Below are 19,804 nucleotides of genomic sequence, written 5' to 3'. Positions count from 1 at the left end.
TGGATAGCCACTTTTTTAAATTCCTCTAAGGTTTCCTCACTAATAACAAAGGTCGCCTTAGGCACACTAAACCACCCCATTAAGAAATACTAAGTCAAAATATTTAAAATTTACGCTTTTAACCATTTAAAGAACAGCCCCTCATAATTCCACCCCTCACCCCTTCCCTTTCTTCGAAAACGTTTTCGCTTTCACAAGCCTCGTCTTCACGAGCTCAACAACGGCCCTGTAAACCTCCAGCTGTTCCTCCTCGGTTAAGCCAAGCGCCTCAAAGATAACCCTGTCAAGTTCCCTCCTGTCCGGCATGACCTTGTCGAGGGATACATCATCAGGGTTGATGTTGCTGAAGTCCTTGTTGGGCTTCGGAAGGCCGAGCTCTTCAAATGTTGGTAGGATCTCTCGAATACTTAACTTGGGAGCGATGGTATTTAATATCTTCATAGCATCTGTTGAAAGTACTAGGGGGTTGAGTATTAATACTTGCTTAGAAACAATGACGTCAATATCTAATGGGCCACCCCCACCCCCTGGAGTTCTAGCTAGCAGTTCTGCAGTAATATGAGTCAGTGTTGAGTTTAGAATCAAGAAAAGTAATTCATGTTTTTCGTAGTCTACCCCATAGAAGCTTTTGTTTAGGTAAACTAGACTTGGATTATGAGCAATGAAGAACCTTGATTGATGGCGCTCTGGAAATGCCACAGGGCTGTCGATTCCAGGTGTTAAATCATACCAAAACTTTCTAGCTGCACATGTTGGTCTATCATGATATTCCCTACTTTCTCCCCATTCAATGTATTTCAACGCGTGAACCTTGCCCTGTCTCCTGAGCTCTTCCTTCGAAAGATTGCAGAGGAACACTCTAAGCTTAAGGTCTTCCGGCCTAATCCTGTAGGTCTTTATCTCCTGCGGGCTCTTAACAACGGGCTTCAAAAACTCCTCCTCGATGTAGCCTTCCCAGCCCGCTTTATTTCTGACGGCAATTAATCCTTCCTCTGGTTTGTGAACTCTTCCACAAATCTTGCACACAGGCCACTTTATTGGATTCTTGATTGGTTCCAAATAGAAGAACTCATTTGCTCCTGTTTTAATACCAAATCTTACATCTGCAATGTTCCCCAGCCTCACTAACTTATTCTTACCTTTATCCAGAATCACGTAGAATATCCTCGGCGCCCTGATTAATATTCCTCCCCACTTCATGCCCTCGTATTCTCCAGAAATGTTGTAAGTCCCCAGAAGGGGATTCCTCGTACCGATCTCAAAACCGCCCATCTTAGCTAACTCAACACTTCTAATGCTCCTGATCCTGATATCATCGTCCTCATAGCTGTAAACTTTCCCGCCGAAGACCTCAACCTCCTTTACCTTTCCAACGTAGCAGTTGAGCATCTTTTCCACTGTTTCAAGGCTAAGTTCATCAAAGTTTTTCTTTAGAAGGACGAAGTTTACGCATTCATCTCCAACTGTGTTAAACAGCTCTTTGGGCTTTCTCGTCAGGACGGTAATTACGGTGTTGACATCAGCCTGTTCGAACGACCTCGTTGTGTAGTCTATTATCCTCTTTAAATACGTGAATCTCAGGAAGAACTCCTGCAACTGAGTTCCATAATCAACATCGAGCCACGAGTTGGATGTGATGAAAACCAGCGCTCCCTTTGGGTTGAGCAGGTTAACGCCCTGAATGAAGAAGTAAGCATAAAGGTCACTCCTTTTGTTCAAGCGCATCTCATGCTCAAACTTTTCCTTGATTATTGTCTCCATGTGTTTTATTATCTTCTCCTTGTACTCCTTCTTTAACTTCTCCTGCTCCTTCTTGGGAAGCATCTCGAACTCTGCCAAATCATAGTACTCTGGATAAATCTTCTCCTGCCTCACATACGGCGGGTTTGCTATCACAATATCGAAGCCCTTCTTGTGGAGCATCACATCAGGAAAGTCCAGCTCCCATATGAAAGGTGGTTTTTCAATTCTTCCTTCTTTGATAGCCGAGAGGAGGAGCTTAAACGCTTTCTTGTCCTTGGTTTCATCCGAATCTTTCAGCTCTTCCAGAACGTCCTCCGCAAAGGCTTCAAGAACGTGCCACTTGGTCTCTTCTAACTCCTTCCAGCTGACTGTACTGCCTTCGTAATACTTCTTTGCGAGCTCTTTATACTGAACTATCCAAAAAGCTGGCCCTCTTATTGCGGCTTTTTGCCTTAAACTTTCACGCCACTTTGATAGGGGAATATCTAGAATGATTTTCTTTCCGTCTTCTCCCCTAATAATTATGTGCGGTGGTGCAAGAGAATCTCCAACAACTAGTTTAGCCTCTAAGTTGGGCAAAATGGGCTCGTTGGGAATTCTATCCTGCTTCTCGATTAAAGCCAACCACAGTCTGAGCTTGGCGACCCTTATCGCCCACTCCTTAATATCAACCCCGTAGATGTTTTCCCTGATTATCTCAAGCTTCTTTTCGTAGTCAACCGAAACGTTGGCTTTCTCGTGAAGTTCAGTCAGGAGGTGGTACATGCCAACCAAAAAAGCACCGCTTCCAGCGGCTGGATCTACTATTTTAACTTCCTCAAGCGCCTTAACTATTTCTCTGGGCAACGACCTCGGCTCCCATTCGTGAGCCGGCTTGAAGACGAACTCTCTCAATAGCCTATCATCGACTTTGGTATTCCTCCTTAAATACTCATAAATTGCCATTCTACACATGAAATCTACTTCTGCCCTAGGAGTGTAAAAAATTCCGGAGACCCTTCTCTCTTCTTCCTCCAGAGCCTTTTCCTCTTCTGCAATTAAAGACTCGTAAATCTTTCCAAGCATTGCTGGATCAACTGCAACCTCAACTTCGTAGGGTGTTTCCTCTGTTATCGTGAAGTTGTACTCTTCAAAGAAGTCAAATATTATCTTCTTTACCAGCTCATCTGGAAGTGATGTTATTATTTTGTCTAGGTCAACGCTCTCTACCCTGACATGGTTGAAAAGACCGCCGTTGAAGTACGGGACTCCATAGGTAAATATATCTCTAACAGTGGATGAAGGGATATTTCGGATTTCATCGATATCTCTTCGTTCGCTTCTTGGGGTGTTCATTGCGTAGAGGAATAGGACTCTAAGGTAGTCTTTGTAAAACTCACCACCATATTCCTCCTTCTCCCTATACATCCACTTAATGAAATTCTTTATGTTGGGTGAAATGATTTCCAGTAAATCTTTTCTTAATATGTCTTTTTTAGCTTCAACAATCCATCCCTTCTTTTGGAGGAAATAAACAAACATCAGCCTGTTAAAGAACGTGTGGGCAAAAGTCTTGGCGGCTCTCTCAACGAATATCTCTTTTGGTAATTCTCCTCTGTAGGCCTCCTCAAGCCTTTTTCCATAAAGCCTCTTTATTTCACCTTTGAGCTTATAGTAGTACTCCTTATACTCTTTGAAAAACTCCTCCGTGAGGGGCTTAACCTGCATGTATTCGTCTATAATGGCTTTTATCTGAGCAGCTGGAGGGTGTTTCTTTGATGTTTCGTAGAGGTTTTTAAGCTCCTGGGCAACAATGGCTAAGTTTCCCACAAGGGTTCTAAATTTCCCCTCTTCCGGGTCAATTACATAAATGTTGAGCTTGGCGTTTTCAAGTTCTCTTCTGTAGATTGGAACAACAAGCTTCCAATAATTGGAATAATCGAGAACAAGAAGAAAGTTTGCAAACTCCAAGTCCAGAGAATAAGTGAAATCGAGCAAGTCTTTAACAAGCCTCTGTCTGTACTTTACGGTATCGCTTCTGCTTTTGGCATAGACAATGTAGAAACTCTCCCCTTCTGGAGGGTTCGTTTTTGCAATAATCTTGATAATCTCGGTGTGCCTTCCTACGAATTCGTTCAGCTCATTTTTAGGAATGAGTTCATCAGCATAATTAAAACCCCATGTATCGGTGAATATATCCCTAAAAAGGCGTATTGCTTCTTCGGTTTCCATTTTGGGATTAAGGCCTCTAAGTTTCTCTTCGATTATCTTGACTAGCGGATCCATAAGAAAACCCCCTCATTAATATTGTCCTTTGTTATTCTGTTTTTATGTTAGGGGGTATATATAATTTTCATGCATGCAATGAATATTGAAATTGAATATTCCAATCAAAGCCTCTCCACAAGCTCCCTCAACTTCTCCTTCCCTTCGTTCAAGATCGGCTTCCCGTGGCTTGGGAGTAAATGCACAAAGTCAACGTCCAAAAGCCTCTTTATGGCTTCCCTGTTCTTCATTGGGTCGAGGGAGTAGTGGTGCGGAATCTCCTCCAGCTTCCCGTCCTCTTCCCTAACCAAATCTCCCACAAAGAGGGCTTTTGTTTCCAGGTCGAGCAAACAAATGCTTCCGGGAGTATGGCCGGGAGAATGAATGACCCTCAACCCTTCGATCTCATCTCCGTCGTTCAGCTCTATCTCCACATCAACCGGCTCGATTTCCCTTCTGAATGTTTTCTCTCCCTTCAAATAAGGCACTTCATCCTTATGGGCCGCAACCACTGCACCGGTCGCATCTTTAAGGTCTTTTAAAGAGCCCACGTGGTCATAATGAGCGTGGGTCACTATTATTATCTCAACGTCCTCTGGAACGTAGCCAAGCTTTTCTACGTACCTCAAGACTTTCTCATACTCTCCTGGAAGGCCGGCATCTATAAGGAGGAGTTTTTCTCCCCTTTCTATTAGATAGACGTTTGCAAAAGTTTCATCAACAAGGTGAATGTTTCCAATGACTTTCATATAGATTCACCAAGATAATATTCTGTCTTTCAACTTAAAGTAATTTTGGGTAGATAAAACCAAAAGATTTAAGTAGGTTTTTTATTTACCTTAAGTTAGAGAACACATATCACGATCATCCGGGGGTGAGAGTGCATGGAGGAGCACGGGAGACTGCTTGATGTCCTTGGAAACGAGACGAGAAGGAGAATATTACTGTTACTGACCAAACGGCCATACTTCGTAAGCGAGCTCTCGAAGGAGCTGGGAGTGGGGCAAAAGGCCATCCTTGAGCACCTTAGAATCCTTGAAAACGCTGGTTTAATCGAGGGAAGGGTAGAGAAGATTCCAAGGGGCAGGCCCAGGAAGTATTATCAAATAAAGAGGGGCATTAGATTGGAGGTTCTCCTCACGCCGTATTCCTTTGGCACGGAGATGTACGAGCCCAAAATGCCCAGACAGACGAGGGAATACGAGGAGATAAGGCAGCTCATAAAGTCTCAAGCTCCAGTGGAAGAAAAGATCAAGGAGCTTTCTGACTTCCTAAGTGAGATAGAACAGAAAATAGAAGAGCACATGAGAATCAAGAGCGAGCTTGAGGAAGTCAGAATGCTTACCGAGACTTACATAAAGAACCTTATGCGCAGGATTGCTAAAGAAAGTGATGAACAGTTTGACGACCTCTTGAAAGAATTCGAAGGGATTCTCCCAAAAGAAATCATCGAGGAACTAAAAAGGATAAAGAGAGAGCTGGTTTAGAGCATTTTTCCTTCTTCCTTAAGCCTTACAAGCCTTGTTATGTAGCCAGCTATTCTGTTTCTGAGAGTCTTGCTTGTGACGTTTGTTAGCTCCTCAACCTTCTTTTTGTTGTGTTCGAAGTCCCTTGTGAACTCGTTTGGGTATCTGTTGAAGAGCTCCCTCGCAGTTCTCTTAATGAAACCTTGCTTAATGTTTCCCATCCATCATCCCTCCGATAATCTTAATTTCCACACCCAAATCAAGTGAGGCTGTTTTAAACTTTTCCCAGCCAGATTTATAAAGCTTCCCTTTAAAGGTTTTTACCACCTGAAAGCCTCGCCCCTTTAGGGCGGGGATGCAGAAATTCTGAGTTTGATCCTTTGAAATGTCGAAAGCCTTAAATACTTTTTCCTCTTAATAAGGCCTCGGGGAGGCCGTCTTAAAGGTGCCCTTTGAGAGGGCTTTCATTGTGTCCTCCCTTTAGGGAGGATGACGCTGTAAGGCGTCCTTTGAGAACCGCCCTCTTAGGTGGTAAAAGCTCATCGGCCTCTAAGGCGATAACCCCAATCCCGCTTGGGCGGGTAGGGGTAACGGGCCTAAGACCGGGCCTGTGGGTCAAACCGAAACTGGCGACGGGAGTAGGTGATGGGCCCACAAACCGATGAAGCTCCTGAAGGAGGGGATTCCTCTCGGGAGTCATAACCCCTCCTTCAGGGGCGGGGAGGAGGTCAGATGATTAAGGAAACCATCATCTGCTACGGGCATGAAAACGTGAAAGCAACCCATCGCTCAACGCTGGAAATAACAAAAGAGGACTACCTGACCCCTAGAGGGGACTGCATAATATGCATAAAAGCCAACAAAGCCCTTAAAGGGTTAAGCGATGAGCTAAAAGAAGCCCTGAAAAAGGGCAAAAAAATAAAGATAAGGATAATTGTTGATGAAATTGTTGATGAGCTTGAGGCATTTGGAGACGAGAGGTTGAGTTTTGAGAGCGATGTTTCCATGGTTATCAGGAAGAGCGACTACGTTGATGGCAGAACCCTTGCGATAAGAGCGAACAAGGCTGCAAAGGACATTAATAGAGAGCTCGTGGAAAAGCTGAAAAATCCGGGGCAGAAAGTGATTGTTGAACTAATTGTATGTGATGAGTCTCGCAGTATTGACGAAAGAGGATGATGGGATTTTAAGTGCTACCCCATGATATTTTTGGGGATTTGACACGTTTAGACGATAATTTAAGTGCTATTAGAACTATTTAAATGAACAAATTGGCCCCGTATCAAATCAATGTTGCAAAATCTGCAAAAAATTCCCGAATTATCTCAAAATAATAGCAAATTTTATTAGGTGTAGTTCAGAAGTTATTTTTGCCTTCCCGTACTGGGGGGTGAAAAGCCATGGTTTCCGGCCCGATACTCTTGCTGTTGTTGGCCATTGCCGTGGCTTTGATTATAGTGTTTACAGGGAAATACAAGGTACATGCATTTCTAGTCTTGCTGGGAGCCGCATACTTCGTTGGAGTCCTCTCTGGCATGGGGCTCTCCGAGACAGTGGATGCAATTGCCGCAGGATTTGGAGGAACTCTCAAGTCAATAGGAATTGTCATAGCCGCAGGTACCATAATAGGGCATATACTCGAAAAATCAGGTGGCGCTTTGTCCATGGCAGAAGCGGTTTTAAAGGTGGTCGGCAAAAAGAGAGTCCCTCATGCAATGAGTATAATAGGATACATTGTTTCAATCCCAGTGTTCTGCGATTCGGGATTTGTGATCTTATCACCACTTAACAAAGCCCTTACAAAGAGAGCCGGACTATCACTAGCGGTAACTGCAGTTGCACTGAGCACTGGACTATATGCGACTCACACTTTAGTACCTCCGACTCCAGGTCCGATTGCTGCTGCTGCAAACTTAAACGCTGATTTAGGTTTGGTTATAATGCTTGGGCTAATAGCCTCTATACCTGCCGCATTGGCAGGGCTCTACTATGCTTTAAAGGTTGGTAGCAAGATTTACATTGAGCCAGACATCGAGGAAAGCTATGAAGAGCTAATGCAGAAGTACGGTAAACTCCCACCAGCCAGATGGGCTTTTGCTCCTCTTGTAGTCCCAATAATATTGATAGTTCTAAAGTCTATAGCGGATTTCCCATCCCACCCATTTGGAGAGGGAATGCTTAAGAGCTTCTTCGACTTCATTGGCCATCCCATAACGGCACTTCTGCTTGGAGTCCTCCTATCGTTTAAGCTTGTAGACAAGCTTGATGAGCACGTGTACGGACCGAGTGGATGGGTAGCAGAGGGACTAAAGAACGCGGCAATTATTATCTTAATTACCGGCGCAGGAGGTTCCTTTGGGTATGTGCTTAGACAGACTGGAATTGGGGACTATATAGGCACAACCCTGTCTTCATACCACCTGGGACTTCTCCTGCCGTTCATAATCGCGGCATTGCTCAAGACAGCCCAAGGATCGTCGACGGTAGCTATTATAACAACCTCTGCATTGCTGGCACCGCTCCTCGATTCCTTGGGGCTTGCTTCCCCATACGGAAGGGCCCTCACAGTACTTGCAATAGGCGCGGGTTCAATGGTCGTTAGCCATGCAAACGACAGCTACTTCTGGGTAGTGACACAGTTCTCAAACATGGACGTGGCCCAAGGGTACAAGCTTCAGACAATAGCTACCCTTGTGGAAGGTGTCGTTGCAGCGGTTGTGATACTCATTATGGGAGCAATTCTCCTTTGATTTTCTCAACCTTTATATTTTTGTTTTGAATAATTCTCTCTGTGGTGGTAGCAATGAATCGAGATGAACTTCTCTCTCATGGAGATGTGAAGGCCAAAGAAATTGCCCTTGCACTCATGGAGGAAGCCGTAAAAAGCGCAGACCCGTATGAAGCTGTCAAAAGAGCCCTAAAAGTTGATGACGGCAAGCTCATCGTTGAAGGAAAGGAGTTCCCGATAAGGGGAAAAATCTATGTTCTGGCATTTGGAAAGGCCGCATGTTCGATGGCAAAGGCCGTTGAAGAGATTCTAGGCGACAAAATTGCCGAGGGAGTTGCGGTTACCAAATACGGCTATTCACTGCCCCTGAAGAGGATTAAAGTTATTGAAGCTGGACATCCTGTGCCGGATGAAAACTCTGTAAGAGGAGCCCAACTTGGGGTGGAGCTTGCTAAAAAGGTTGGTGAAGAAGACATACTCCTCGTTCTCATCTCCGGCGGCGGGAGTGCCCTCTTCATGCTGCCTGAAGACGGGATAAGCTTTGAGGACAAGATGAAAACCAACGAGCTCCTTCTCAAGAGCGGGGCCAAGATCTACGAGATAAACACGGTCAGAAAGCACATCTCGAAGGTTAAAGGGGGTAAGCTGGCGAAACTCGTTAGAGGGACTTTGATAAGCCTAATCCTCTCCGACGTCGTGGGCGACCCCCTAGAGGCAATAGCCTCTGGACCGACGGTTAAAGACCCGACGACGTTTCAGGACGCCTATAGAATATTAAAGCTCTACGACCTATGGGACGAGCTTCCCGAAAGCGTGAGGAGACACATAGAACTCGGCCTTGAGGGAAAAGTCGAGGAAACCCTGAAGGAAGACCTCCCCAACGTCCACAACTTCCTCATAGCGAGCAACTCGCTGGCCTGTGAGGCAGCAGAGAGAAAGGCCAGAGAGCTCGGGCTTAATGCTCATATTCTCACAACGACGCTGGAGGGGGAAGCGAGGGAAGTGGCGGTGGCTTTTGGTTCGATTATTGAGGAGATTTACCACCGGAGCAGGCCCTTTGAGAAGCCGTGTGTTTTGATAGCAGGTGGGGAGACGACTGTGACAATAGAGGGCGAAGCTGGCCTCGGCGGGCCGAACCAGGAGTTTGCTCTAAGCGTGGCAAGGAAGATAGCGAACCTCCGGGGAGTTGCGGTTTTGGCCATGGATACGGATGGCACCGACGGCCCAACAGATGCCGCAGGGGGGTTGGTGGACAGCTACACCTTGGAAGCCCTTAAAAAAGAAAACGTGGATCCTGAAGAGTACCTAAAAAGGCACAACGCCTATGAGGCACTAAAGAAAGCGAAAGCTTTGCTTGTAACAGGTCCGACGAGGACTAACGTTAACTCAATAATTATTGCAGTAGTTCTTTAGTAAGCTTGGAATTTTATTCTATTTTTTGCTCAATTTTTCTGAATTTTGTGGGGATTTGACGAGGGGACTAATAATAACTGTGGTAAAATGGCAACTTTTTCTTTTAAAAAACTATAAAAACAACAAGCTCATGAGGGTATTAATATGGAGGTCAAAACCCACACGGCTTTACACGTCTTAAAAGGCGCAGTTGTAAAGGTTTTGGGAGAAGGGGCTAAGTGGACTGCAAGCGTCTACGTTAGTGGGAGCCATGGAAGATTAACTGTTAAATTCAACAGAAAACCAAGCGAAGAAGAAATTAAAGAGATAGAGGGGCTTGCAAATGAGAAAATCAGGGAAAACGTCCCCATAAAAGTATATGAGCTCCCGAGGGAAGAAGCGGAAAGAAGGTTTGGCGAGGACATGTACGACCTCTTCCCTATCCCAGAAGAAGTTAGAACCCTTAAGGTTGTGGTTATTGAAGGCTGGAACATCAATGCATGTAACAAAGAGCATACGAAGACAACTGGGGAAATAGGGGAGATAAAAATCAGAAAAGTCCGGTTTAGGAAAAGTAAAGAGCTTTTGGAGATTGGTTTTGATGTTGTTTAGTATTTGGGGGGATTGGTATGAAAGTGGCTGTTATTGGGGCCGGAACTATTGGAAGTGCAGTTGCAAAGGCTCTTTCAGAAAAATATGAAGTGATCGCAACAAGAAGAAAAATAGAAAAAATAAAGTGGCTGGAGGAGTACGGAGTCAAAATAACCAATGATAACAGATATGCGGCAAAAGTTGCTGACATTGTTATAATTGCAGTAAAACCAAATAAAATCAAAAGGGTCTTGGATGAGATCAGGGAGGATATTAAAGGGAAGATCGTTATTTCTCTTGCCGCTGCAATCTCATTGGAAACTCTAGAAAGTCTTGCTGATGCCAAGTTTGTGAGGGCTATGCCAAACATAGCAGTTCTCGTCGGAGAGTCCTTCACGGCTTATGCTACGAGGAATCTGGATGAGAATGAAATAAGAATTATAGAAGACATTTTCAAAACCTTTGGAATGTGTGTTAGGGTCGAAGAAGAGTACATGGATGCAATAACAGGTTTAAGTGGTTCTGGGCCTGCCTATGTCTCTGTATTTCTGGAAGCCCTTATGTACGGAGGATTAAGAGTAGGACTGCCAAGAGATGTTGCAATATTGGCGAGTGCACAGACCCTTTTGGGGACAGCAAAACTTCTTTTGGAATTAGATTTACACCCCGCTCAGATCAGAGATATGGTGATAACTCCCGGAGGGACAACAATAGATGGCATTTTTGAGCTTGAAGACAGCAGGATAAGGAATGCACTTATGAAGGCTGTAGATGCTGCAACAAAGAAATCAAGAATCCTGCGTCTTGAGCTAGAGAAAAAGATGAAATAACAACATCAAGGCGAGCTGGGAATTTCCCGGATTTCATAGTACCACGTGGTGCCTTCTGCATCTTGCCTCATAAGCTTCCGTTCCACCAACCAGTATCCTCGGTGAGTCCCTGGGGGCTGGTTTTCCATTTATAAGCCTTTGTGTCCTCGTGGCTTCCCTTCCGCAGACAGTGCATATTGCGGTTAGGTAAACTATGTTGTCAGCCCTTGCCAGAAGCTCCTTTGTAACCTCAAAGGGCTCCCCCTTAAAATCAAGGTTTAAGCCGCTTGCAATAACATAAACACCTTCATCGGCGAGCCTGTTTAGTGTTTCGACAATTGACATCGGAAAGAACTGAACTTCATCCACGCCTATGACCTCGAACCCCTCTTCTTTGGTTTTCTGGTATATCATCTCAACCCCTTCCTCTGTTGTGGGCACCACAAAGGCCTCGTAGCTTAGTCCGTTATGTGCCACGACCTTATCCTCGCTGTAGCGGTTGTCTATTGAAGGCTTAAAAAGAGCAGCAGTTCTCTTTGCGAACATCTGCCTCTCGATTCTTTTTATGAGCTCACTCGTCTTTCCCGCAAACATCGGTCCGGTAATGACTTCCAAGAACCCCTCTGGATGCATGTATACCACCTTTCGCCTCTTGCTCCCCAATCTAAAAAGCTCTTTCCTTGGGATTTTTGGATGTTAAACAACTACTTATGGAGTTTTGCTTTAAAATAACATATCACTTAAAAACAGGGTAGAAAGAATTACAAGCTCAAGGCTGGCGATTTATCCCAATATTTTATTGGCAAATATAACCAAAATCCACAAATATAAGGATTCCTTTATTTTTGAACTGTGGAAATGATACCCCTTAGAATTTCGTGATCTCGATAAGTGCCTTCGAGATGTCTAACTTATGCCTTGTTATAAGACCACTCATTGTCTCTTGCCTTCAAAGGAGCTCTTTTCCGAAAGGTTTATATATACCTTCTTTCATAGAATAAAATGCAGATACAAATTTAGACAACTTTAGGAGGTGTGGGAAATGGCTGAGTTGCCAATTGCCCCAGTTGACAGATTGATTAGAAAGGCTGGTGCTCCAAGAGTTAGTGAGGAAGCAGCAAAGGTCCTCGCCGAGCACCTTGAGGAGAAGGCTCTTGAAATCGCCAAGAAGGCAGTAGAGCTTGCAAACCACGCTGGAAGAAAGACCGTTAAGGCCGAGGACATTAAGCTCGCAATCAAGGCTTGAAAGCCTTTCTCTTCTTTTGTTCTTTTTAGACACTTTGAGCAAATCTTTAAAAATCCACTTCTGACTTTATACCATGCATGAAATAGCTATCAGAATGACAAGGAGAAACCACAACGCTTTTGTGCACCTTTTGGGTGCGCTTGAGTCTCAAGGTTTTGATATCGGGGAGCTCTTAGTAACAAAGGATTTTAACGAAATCTTAAGAGCAAAGCCCAAGGTTGTTCTCTACTCCTTCTTCACCGAGGAAATCTGGGATGTTGAAGATGAAATAAAGGTTCTAAAGGAAAAGACTAGCGCGTTACTTATAGCCGGAGGCTATCATGCAACCGCAATGCCAAGGCATACGTTGAGAATGGGATTTGATATAGCTGTTGTGGGGGAAGGAGAGGAGGTTATATTTCAGCTCTTATCTGCTCTCAAAAGAAACAATTTTAGGATAACAAAAGAACTCGCGGAAATTAAGGGGCTTGCCTTCTACCTCAACGGCGAGTTCGTCTTTACTGGCTTCGCAAAGGTTGAAGACTTCACAAGGTTCCCTCCATTTGCCGAAAGTTCCCATTTTATAGCTCCAATAGAGATAAGTCGGGGCTGCCCCTTTGGCTGCTACTACTGCCAGACCCCCTATGCAAAGGGCTTCCGCATGAGGCACAGGCCAATTGACCAGATTGTGAAATACTCAAGAAAGATGAAGGACATGCGCTACATAACCCCCAATGCCTTCGCTTATGGAAGTCCGGGGGCGGTGTTAAGGTTAGACAAGCTTGAAGCCCTTTTAAAAGCTCTCCAGCCCCTTAGAAAAGAGGGAAGAAGGCTCTTCTACGGGACTTTTCCAAGCGAGGTGAGGCCGGAGTTTGTTAAGCCTGAGACTCTCGAACTTCTCTTAAAATATGCGGACAACAGAAGACTGGCAATAGGTGCCCAAAGCGGCGATGATGGGATGCTTAAGGCCATGCACCGCCTCCATACAACGGAGCACGTGAGACAGGCGGTTGAATACATGCTCGAATACGGCATAGAGCCGGTTGTTGATTTTATAGTTGGCCTCCCAAATGAAACTGAGGAAAGCCAGAGAAAGAGTATTGAGTTCATGGAATGGATAATGAGAAAGGGTGGAAAGGTCAGGGCTCATTATTTCATGCCTTTGCCCGGAACCCCGTGGGCAAGGTGCAGGCCTTCGCCCCTCAGTGAGGAGATGAAAAAGTTCCTTGGAAGGATGGCGGCTGCGGGAAAGATTGAAGGTTCCTGGGGAGTTCAAATAGAGCTCTCAAAGAGGCTACAAAGGCTTATAGAAGAGTTCTACGAGGAGAGTCCGAGCTATTTTGGAAGGGTTAAGGAAGTCTGCTGAGAAAAGGATTTAATCTTTGGTGTGTAGTAGATAACATGCTGATAGCTCTCGTGAGTGATATCCACTCAAACCTCGAAGCCTTAAAGGCTGTGTGGAGAGAGGTGAAAAAGGCAGATGTTATATTCTGTATGGGCGACTTAGTGGGTTACGGGGCAAATCCCAACGAAGTTGTTGAGTTCTTTAGGAAGGAAATGGAAAAGAGGGAAATCCTCTGCGTGAGGGGCAACCACGATAATGCTGTGGCCTTTGGCGTCACCTGGGGCTTCAATCCCTATGCTAGAGAGGCAATAAAATGGCATGAGAGAGTAATGAGCATTGAAAACATTGAGTTTCTTCGAAAGCTTCCTGTTAGACAGCTTTTCAAAACAGAGAAAGAAGATTTTTTGATAATCCACGGCTCTCCGAGGGCGCCCTTAGAGGAGTACCTTTTTCCGTGGCTTCCAGACAGCGAGTTTGTGGAAGTTTTGAAGTATTTCAGAGAGAAGAACCTTGTTGTGGGGCATACACACATGCAGATGCTCAAGGATATTCAGGGGAGAAGGATAATAAACCCTGGAGGTGTTGGGCAGCCAAGGGACGGAGACTGGAGGGCGGCCTATGCACTCATAGACACGGAAAGTGGAGAAATAATCTTTGAAAGAGCCGAATACGATGTTGACGCGGCAGCGAGAAAGATAGTGGAAGCTGGTCTTCCGAAGTTTCTGGCATACCGGCTATATGAGGGATACTGAGAAGGCCAAAACCCCCTCGCTTCAAACCTTTGGTTAAACACTCTTTATTGGTTTTTAACTTTTGGTTTTGGAAAGATATAAATGCTCCTTTTTCAATTCTAAAACAGGTGGATGCTGTGAAAGCTTATCATATTCACGTTGAGGGGATTGTTCAGGGAGTTGGCTTCAGGCCATTCGTTTACAGAATTGCCCATGAACACGATCTAAGGGGATATGTCAAAAATCTTGGCGATGCGGGAGTAGAGATAGTGGTTGAGGGAAAAGAGGAGAAAATAAAAGCCTTTCTGAGAGACCTCAAAGAAAAAGCGCCTCCACTTGCGAGAGTTGAAAGGATAAACGTGAGGGAAATCCCCTTTCAGGGGTTTGACAGGTTTTACATAGAAAAGAGCTCCAAGGGGGGAGGAGAGGGAGACTCGGTTATACCCCCTGATGTAAGCATATGTGATGATTGCCTCAGGGAGCTTTTTGACCCTACGGATAAGAGGTACATGTATCCCTTCATAGTCTGCACAAACTGCGGTCCGAGGTTTACAATAATAGAAGACCTCCCATATGACAGGATAAACACAACGATGAGAGAATTCGATATGTGCGACTACTGTGAGAGCGAGTATAGGGATCCTCTAAATAGGAGATACCACGCTGAACCCGTCTGCTGTCCCGTCTGTGGGCCGAGCTACAGGCTCTACACGAACGATGGGAAAGAAATAACCGGAGACCCCTTGAAGAAGGCCGCGGAGCTCATTGACAAAGGCTACATAGTGGCGATAAAAGGCATAGGGGGGATTCACATAGCCTGCGACGCTACCAATGAGGAAGTGGTGAAGGAGCTCAGAAAGAGAATTCTAAGACCTCAGCAGCCTTTTGCAATAATGGCCAAAGACCTAGAAACAGTAGAGAGCTTTGCAATAGTCAGCGATGTGGAAAGAGAAGAACTCACAAGCTACAGAAAGCCGATAGTGGCCCTAAGGAAGAAAGAACCATTCCCGCTACCTGAGATTTTAGCCCCCGGTTTGCCCACCATAGGCGTCATGCTTCCCTATGCCGGAACCCACTACATCCTCTTCCACTACTCAAAGAGCCCCGTTTACGTTATGACCTCTGCAAACTACCCGGGAATGCCGATGGTAATAGACAACGAGAAAGCCTTTGAGGAGCTCAAGGATTTGGCTGACTACTTCTTGCTGCACAACAGGAAAATCCTCAACAGGACAGATGACAGCGTTATCAGGTTCGTCGATGGAAAGAGAGCAGTGATAAGAAGAAGCAGAGGGTTTGTTCCATTGCCAATAGAGATACCCTTCAAGTACTCGGGCTTGGCGGTTGGGGCAGAGCTCATGAACGCTTTTGGAGTGGTAAAGGGGTCGAGGGTTTATCCAAGCCAGTACATAGGAAACACTTCAAAGGTTGAAGTTCTTGAGTTCATGAGGAGTGCCATAGCTCACTTCAAGAAAATACTGAGGGTTAAGGGGTTTGATCTTGTGGTTGCTGACCTTCACCCGCTCTACAACACCACAAAGCTTGCCATGGAGATAGCCGAGGAAGAAAACGCTGAGTTTCTTCAGGTCCAGCACCACTACGCTCACATTGCCTCTGTTATGGCCGAACACAAACTTGAGGAGATAATAGGCATAGCTGTGGACGGAGTTGGTTACGGAAGCGATGGGAACACCTGGGGCGGTGAAGTTTTATACTTAAGCTACGAAGACGTTGAGAGACTTGCCCACATAAGCTATTACCCACTCCCTGGAGGGGACTTGGCGAGCTACTACCCGCTTAGGGCTTTAACCGGAATTCTGGGTAAGCTCTATGGAACTGATGAGGTAAAGGAGATAATCGAGAAACACTGTCCAAAAGCTGTTGAAAACCTCAGATACGGAAAAGTTGAGTTTAACGTAATACTTAACCAGCTCGCAAGGGAAATAAACGTCGGCTATGCCTCCTCAACCGGCAGGGTTCTCGATGCAATAGCGGTTCTGCTCAACGTCGCTTATAAGAGAACCTACGAAGGAGAACCTGCAATGAAGCTTGAAGGAGTAGCCTTTAAAGGCAAAAACGATCTGGGCTTTACCATTCCTATAGAGGGAGAAGAGCTGAAGATTGAGGAGCTCTTTGAACAGGTTCTTGAAAGCAAGGCAAGTCCAGCTGACATAGCTTATTCAGTCCACTTAGCTTTGGGAAGGGCCTTTGGAGAAGTCGCAGTCGAGAAAGCCAAGGATTTCGGAGTTAAGAACGTCGGCATAAGCGGTGGAGTTGCATACAACGAGCTTATAGTGAAAACGATAAGAAAAATCGTGGAGGCCAATGGTCTAAGGTTTTACTCAACCTACGAAGTGCCAAGGGGAGACAATGGGACAAACGTCGGCCAGGCGCTCCTTGGAGGTCTCTATTTAGAGGGGTATCTGAGCAAGGAGGATTTAATACTTTGATTCCTCTTTTTACTGCTTCGCAACATTTTAAAGGGTTCTCTTTGATGAAAAAGCGGTGGTGAGTATGAGAATAAAGCTTGAACATGGAGCCGGTGGAGAGTTAATGGAGGAATTCATTAGAGACGTGATTCTCAAGAACCTCACTTTGAAATCAGCCGGGGGAATAGGGCTGGATTCCTTAGATGATGGTGCAACGATTCCCTTTGGGGACAAGCATCTGGTGTTTACTATAGATGGACATACAGTTAAGCCCCTCTTCTTTCCCGGAGGGGATATAGGTCGCTTAGCTGTGAGCGGAACGGTGAATGATTTAGCCGTAATGGGAGCAGAGCCTTTAGCACTTGCGAACTCTATGATAATTCAGGAAGGATTTAGCGGAGAGGACTTTGAGAGAATCCTAAAATCAATGGATGAGACAGCAAAAGAGGTTCCGGTGCCGATAGTTACTGGAGATACTAAAGTGGTGGAAGACAAGATAGGGATTTTTATCATAACTGCTGGGATCGGGATAGCGGAAAGACCGATAAGCGATGCCGGGGCAAAGGTGGGGGATATTGTTTTGGTCAGCGGAACTGTTGGAGATCACGGAATAGCCCTGATGAGCCATAGAGAGGGAATAGCCTTCGAGACGGAGCTTAAGAGTGACGTCGCTCCTATATGGGAAGTTGTGAAGTCCGTTGCCAATGCAATTGGCTGGGAAAATATCCATGCAATGAAAGACCCCACAAGAGGCGGGCTGAGCAACGCTCTAAATGAGATAGCAAAAAAGAGCAACGTTGGAATTCTGGTAAGAGAGAGCGACATCCCGGTAAAGCCGGAGGTAAGGGCTGCGAGCGATATGCTCGGCATAAGCCCATATGAAGTAGCCAACGAAGGAAAAGTGGTGATGGTTGTCGCGAGAGAATACGCTGAGGAGGCCCTCCAAGCCATGAGAAAAACCAAACTCGGCAGAGATGCCGCGATAATAGGGGAGGTTATAGAGCAGTACCGCGGAAAGGTTATCCTTGAGACAGGTATAGGTGGAAAGAGGTTCATGGAGCCACCAATAGGTGACCCCGTGCCGAGGGTCTGCTGAGCCTATTTAATTCTTTCCGTGAGGATAAAAGTACATATAGCTCGGACCCCTTTTAATGTTGAAACCTCGTCTATTATTTTTCCTAGTTCCACTCTACTTGGGACGACAACAAAAAGTACTAGGTCGTAATTGCCCAAAACTTCGTATGCTTTTTTTACTTCTTTTATTTTTAAGATTTGTCTGTCTATATTTAGCAGTTCGTTTTTATTTACGCTGAGAAAGATCAAAGCCTCTATTTCATTCCTCTTCATAGTTTGTTCCTCCAATTATCAATGTCGTACTCCCTAACTATTACCATAGTGTATGTTCTAGTTACCCCCCCTATTCCTCCTAACTTAAAAGTTAGGAACTCTCTTAGTGAGTGAATGTCTTTTGTTGCTATCTTTACCATGATGTCATACTCTCCGGTTACTTCGAATAGCTCTATTATTTCATCCAGTTCTAGAATCTTTTTCATAATCTGGTGTCTTTTAGTAGGGTCGATATTTATTCCTACAAAGGCTATAATTCCGTATCCTAACTTTTCATAATTAATCGTTATGGAGTATTTCTGTATTATTCCATTTTGTTCGAGTTTTTGTATTCTGTACTTAACTGCTGGGACTGTTATGCCTAATTCCTTGGCTATCCTCGTTAATGAAATTCTACTGTTTTTTCTTAGTAGCTTCAAAAGGGCTAAGTCAACTTCGTCAATTTTTTCTGTCAATTTCTCTCCCCCCTTCGTTTAAAAATTCTACAATTCTTTTAGCTCCTTCCAGTGCTTCATTGTACGAACATGAATACGAAATCCTTACGTACCCTTCTCCATTTTCTCCAAATCCGATACCCGGAGTTACTGCTACTCTCTTTGTTTTTAGGAGAGTTTCTGCAAACGCATATGAACTGGGACAATATCTCGAAATGTTCAGAAAGATATAAAAAGCCCCCTCTGGAGGTGCATATGAGATTTCTGGAAGCCTGTGCAGCTCTTTGATAATTGCATCCCTGTTTTTTCTGAGCTTTTGGGTTATCTTTTTGGTGATTTCTCTGTAGTTCTCTATCAACTCAACTGCAACTTTTTGAAGCATTGCGGGGGGGCTTGCAATGATATTTTCTTGTAGTTTGCCCGCAACTCCCGAAAGTCCATCGGGTAAGATTACGAATCCTAACCTTAGTCCGGTCAGAGCAAATGACTTCGAAAAACTGTTTATCACTATTAGGTTGTCTCTAATTTCCTCAAACTTTAACATGGTGTGGTGTTTTTTCTCGAAAACTATATTCTCATAAGTCTCGTCGGATATTACAACTAAATTATTTTCTCTGGCTATCTCTGCAATTTCCCTGAGAACATTTGTTGAATATACCACTCCTGTTGGATTGTTTGGAGTGTTTATTATTAGCGCTTTTGATTCTTTTGCCTTCGATGCAATATCTGAGGTATTTGGGAGAAAATTGTTATCAAGAGAGTAATATTGGGGATTGGCTCCAACTAAAATTGACTGAGAAGTGTAGTTAGGGTATCCCGGGTTGGGCAGTAAAATCTTGTCACCAACGTCTAATGTTAACAATAAAGATAGAAAAAGCCCTTCCATGGCCCCGATAGTGATTACAACGTTCTCCGGTTCAACTGCTATTCCGTGCCGCTTTTTATAGTACTCGGCAATTGCACTTCTCAGTTCATACAACCCACTATTTTCAGTATAGTTTAAGTATCCTTCTTTGGCAGCATTAGCCAAGAGAGAAGCTATAAACTCCTTATGTAGCTCTTTAAATTCTTTTCCAAAGTCCCCAATCTCCATGTGGATTACATCGGGAATTGTGCGAGTTAGTTTTGAAATCTCCCTTATAAGAGGGTAGGGGGTTATGTCAGCCCGGTAAGATATGTTCATCCCATAATCACCTAGGTAGTTTTATGAACATATTTGAACTTTTATGTTTTTATTTTTTTGAGGGCGTGTTTAGTTTCACCCCCTGTTATTTAAACAGTATTTGACTCTGAGGAGGATTTTCAGACCATAACACATTA

General features: G+C 44.6%; 19 protein-coding genes. 11 read left to right on the top strand and 8 right to left on the bottom strand.

Annotated features, from left to right (window positions below):
• Positions 1–156 precede the first annotated feature (156 nt).
• Together GBV73_RS06720 and GBV73_RS06715 are read right to left on the bottom strand one after the other, a co-directional pair.
• Positions 157–4,008: an Eco57I restriction-modification methylase domain-containing protein gene (locus GBV73_RS06720; RefSeq protein ID WP_152880263.1), complete on the bottom strand. Its 3,852-nt coding sequence runs from the start codon at positions 4,006–4,008 to the stop codon at positions 157–159.
• Positions 4,009–4,112: 104 nt separating this feature from the next.
• A complete protein-coding gene (locus GBV73_RS06715) occupies positions 4,113–4,736 on the bottom strand; it encodes an MBL fold metallo-hydrolase (RefSeq protein ID WP_152880261.1) in 624 nt (207 codons plus the stop codon).
• A gap of 135 nt (positions 4,737–4,871) precedes the next feature.
• Between GBV73_RS06715 and GBV73_RS06710 the strand changes: the two genes are divergently transcribed.
• Positions 4,872–5,474, top strand: coding sequence for an ArsR family transcriptional regulator (locus GBV73_RS06710; protein ID WP_152880259.1), 603 nt, complete (start codon positions 4,872–4,874; stop codon positions 5,472–5,474).
• Here the strand turns inward: GBV73_RS06710 and GBV73_RS06705 are convergent.
• Positions 5,471–5,674 carry a 30S ribosomal protein S17e gene (locus GBV73_RS06705; RefSeq protein WP_152880257.1) on the bottom strand — a complete coding sequence of 68 codons (204 nt, stop codon included), beginning with the start codon at positions 5,672–5,674 and terminating at the stop codon, positions 5,471–5,473. The two genes, GBV73_RS06710 and GBV73_RS06705, sit on opposite strands and share 4 nt — an antisense overlap.
• Positions 5,675–5,892: 218 nt before the next feature.
• Positions 5,893–6,153, bottom strand: coding sequence for a hypothetical protein (locus GBV73_RS06700; protein WP_152880255.1), 261 nt, complete (start codon positions 6,151–6,153; stop codon positions 5,893–5,895).
• A 32-nt stretch (positions 6,154–6,185) separates the two neighbouring features.
• Between GBV73_RS06700 and GBV73_RS06695 the strand changes: the two genes are divergently transcribed.
• The 5 genes from GBV73_RS06695 to proC all read left to right on the top strand — a co-directional run bounded on the left by GBV73_RS06695 (position 6,186) and on the right by proC (position 10,994).
• Positions 6,186–6,632: a DUF371 domain-containing protein gene (locus tag GBV73_RS06695; RefSeq protein ID WP_152880252.1), complete on the top strand. Its 447-nt coding sequence runs from the start codon at positions 6,186–6,188 to the stop codon at positions 6,630–6,632.
• Between the two features lie 221 nt (positions 6,633–6,853).
• Positions 6,854–8,203, top strand: a complete 1,350-nt coding sequence (locus GBV73_RS06690) for a GntP family permease (RefSeq protein WP_152880250.1) — start codon at positions 6,854–6,856, stop codon at positions 8,201–8,203.
• Positions 8,204–8,256: 53 nt separating this feature from the next.
• On the top strand, positions 8,257–9,594 hold the full coding sequence (locus GBV73_RS06685) for a glycerate kinase (RefSeq protein WP_152880269.1): 1,338 nt from the start codon (positions 8,257–8,259) through the stop codon (positions 9,592–9,594).
• Positions 9,595–9,738: 144 nt separating this feature from the next.
• Entirely contained in the window at positions 9,739–10,185 is a 447-nt protein-coding gene (locus GBV73_RS06680; RefSeq protein ID WP_152880248.1) for an alanyl-tRNA editing protein, read from the top strand.
• 17 nt (positions 10,186–10,202) lie between these two features.
• Positions 10,203–10,994, top strand: coding sequence for a pyrroline-5-carboxylate reductase (proC, locus tag GBV73_RS06675; RefSeq protein WP_152880246.1), 792 nt, complete (start codon positions 10,203–10,205; stop codon positions 10,992–10,994).
• Between the two features lie 33 nt (positions 10,995–11,027).
• Here the strand turns inward: proC and GBV73_RS06670 are convergent, their stop codons facing one another.
• Positions 11,028–11,606 (bottom strand): thymidine kinase, encoded by a 579-nt coding sequence (locus tag GBV73_RS06670; RefSeq protein ID WP_152880267.1) that lies wholly within the window; start codon positions 11,604–11,606, stop codon positions 11,028–11,030.
• Positions 11,607–12,015: 409 nt separating this feature from the next.
• On the opposite strand from GBV73_RS06670, the gene hpkB reads away from it, so the two are divergent.
• The 5 genes from hpkB to hypE all read left to right on the top strand — a co-directional run bounded on the left by hpkB (position 12,016) and on the right by hypE (position 17,799).
• Positions 12,016–12,219: an archaeal histone HpkB gene (gene hpkB, locus GBV73_RS06665; protein ID WP_152880244.1), complete on the top strand. Its 204-nt coding sequence runs from the start codon at positions 12,016–12,018 to the stop codon at positions 12,217–12,219.
• A 73-nt stretch (positions 12,220–12,292) separates the two neighbouring features.
• Positions 12,293–13,564, top strand: coding sequence for a TIGR04013 family B12-binding domain/radical SAM domain-containing protein (locus GBV73_RS06660; protein WP_152880242.1), 1,272 nt, complete (start codon positions 12,293–12,295; stop codon positions 13,562–13,564).
• Positions 13,565–13,599: 35 nt separating this feature from the next.
• Positions 13,600–14,295 carry a metallophosphoesterase gene (locus GBV73_RS06655; RefSeq protein ID WP_152880241.1) on the top strand — a complete coding sequence of 232 codons (696 nt, stop codon included), beginning with the start codon at positions 13,600–13,602 and terminating at the stop codon, positions 14,293–14,295.
• Between the two features lie 116 nt (positions 14,296–14,411).
• Positions 14,412–16,724: a carbamoyltransferase HypF gene (gene hypF, locus GBV73_RS06650; RefSeq protein WP_371717048.1), complete on the top strand. Its 2,313-nt coding sequence runs from the start codon at positions 14,412–14,414 to the stop codon at positions 16,722–16,724.
• A gap of 64 nt (positions 16,725–16,788) precedes the next feature.
• Entirely contained in the window at positions 16,789–17,799 is a 1,011-nt protein-coding gene (gene hypE, locus GBV73_RS06645) for a hydrogenase expression/formation protein HypE (protein WP_152880265.1), read from the top strand.
• 2 nt (positions 17,800–17,801) lie between these two features.
• Here hypE and GBV73_RS06640 read toward each other — a convergent pair whose 3' ends face one another.
• The 3 genes from GBV73_RS06640 to GBV73_RS06630 are packed head-to-tail and all read right to left on the bottom strand — an operon-like array spanning position 17,802 to position 19,577.
• Positions 17,802–18,050, bottom strand: a complete 249-nt coding sequence (locus GBV73_RS06640) for an Lrp/AsnC ligand binding domain-containing protein (protein WP_152880236.1) — start codon at positions 18,048–18,050, stop codon at positions 17,802–17,804.
• Positions 18,047–18,505: an Lrp/AsnC family transcriptional regulator gene (locus GBV73_RS06635; protein ID WP_052315934.1), complete on the bottom strand. Its 459-nt coding sequence runs from the start codon at positions 18,503–18,505 to the stop codon at positions 18,047–18,049. The genes GBV73_RS06640 and GBV73_RS06635 overlap by 4 nt, the downstream gene beginning before the upstream one ends.
• Positions 18,489–19,577: a pyridoxal phosphate-dependent aminotransferase gene (locus GBV73_RS06630; RefSeq protein WP_172967212.1), complete on the bottom strand. Its 1,089-nt coding sequence runs from the start codon at positions 19,575–19,577 to the stop codon at positions 18,489–18,491. The genes GBV73_RS06635 and GBV73_RS06630 overlap by 17 nt, the downstream gene beginning before the upstream one ends.
• Positions 19,578–19,804: the final 227 nt, after the last annotated feature.

Source organism: Thermococcus sp. 101 C5 (genome assembly GCF_009372125.1).
GTDB classification, from domain to species: domain Archaea; phylum Methanobacteriota_B; class Thermococci; order Thermococcales; family Thermococcaceae; genus Thermococcus_A; species Thermococcus_A bergensis.
This window is presented reverse-complemented; position numbering and strand designations above follow the sequence as displayed.

Bases quoted from the DNA above. Each gene is read 5' to 3' on its own strand.
- GBV73_RS06715 (WP_152880261.1), bottom strand. From the start codon at position 4,736: ATGAAAGTCATTGGAAACATTCACCTTGTTGATGAAACTTTTGCAAAC.
- GBV73_RS06685 (WP_152880269.1), top strand. From the start codon at position 8,257: ATGAATCGAGATGAACTTCTCTCTCATGGAGATGTGAAGGCCAAAGAA.
- GBV73_RS06695 (WP_152880252.1), top strand. From the start codon at position 6,186: ATGATTAAGGAAACCATCATCTGCTACGGGCATGAAAACGTGAAAGCA.
- GBV73_RS06640 (WP_152880236.1), bottom strand. From the start codon at position 18,050: ATGAAGAGGAATGAAATAGAGGCTTTGATCTTTCTCAGCGTAAATAAA.
- GBV73_RS06700 (WP_152880255.1), bottom strand. From the start codon at position 6,153: ATGACTCCCGAGAGGAATCCCCTCCTTCAGGAGCTTCATCGGTTTGTG.
- GBV73_RS06630 (WP_172967212.1), bottom strand. From the start codon at position 19,577: ATGGAGATTGGGGACTTTGGAAAAGAATTTAAAGAGCTACATAAGGAG.
- GBV73_RS06680 (WP_152880248.1), top strand. From the start codon at position 9,739: ATGGAGGTCAAAACCCACACGGCTTTACACGTCTTAAAAGGCGCAGTT.
- hypE (WP_152880265.1), top strand. From the start codon at position 16,789: ATGAGAATAAAGCTTGAACATGGAGCCGGTGGAGAGTTAATGGAGGAA.
- GBV73_RS06720 (WP_152880263.1), bottom strand. From the start codon at position 4,008: ATGGATCCGCTAGTCAAGATAATCGAAGAGAAACTTAGAGGCCTTAAT.
- GBV73_RS06660 (WP_152880242.1), top strand. From the start codon at position 12,293: ATGCATGAAATAGCTATCAGAATGACAAGGAGAAACCACAACGCTTTT.
- hpkB (WP_152880244.1), top strand. From the start codon at position 12,016: ATGGCTGAGTTGCCAATTGCCCCAGTTGACAGATTGATTAGAAAGGCT.
- proC (WP_152880246.1), top strand. From the start codon at position 10,203: ATGAAAGTGGCTGTTATTGGGGCCGGAACTATTGGAAGTGCAGTTGCA.
- GBV73_RS06655 (WP_152880241.1), top strand. From the start codon at position 13,600: ATGCTGATAGCTCTCGTGAGTGATATCCACTCAAACCTCGAAGCCTTA.
- GBV73_RS06705 (WP_152880257.1), bottom strand. From the start codon at position 5,674: ATGGGAAACATTAAGCAAGGTTTCATTAAGAGAACTGCGAGGGAGCTC.
- GBV73_RS06710 (WP_152880259.1), top strand. From the start codon at position 4,872: ATGGAGGAGCACGGGAGACTGCTTGATGTCCTTGGAAACGAGACGAGA.
- GBV73_RS06690 (WP_152880250.1), top strand. From the start codon at position 6,854: ATGGTTTCCGGCCCGATACTCTTGCTGTTGTTGGCCATTGCCGTGGCT.
- GBV73_RS06670 (WP_152880267.1), bottom strand. From the start codon at position 11,606: ATGCATCCAGAGGGGTTCTTGGAAGTCATTACCGGACCGATGTTTGCG.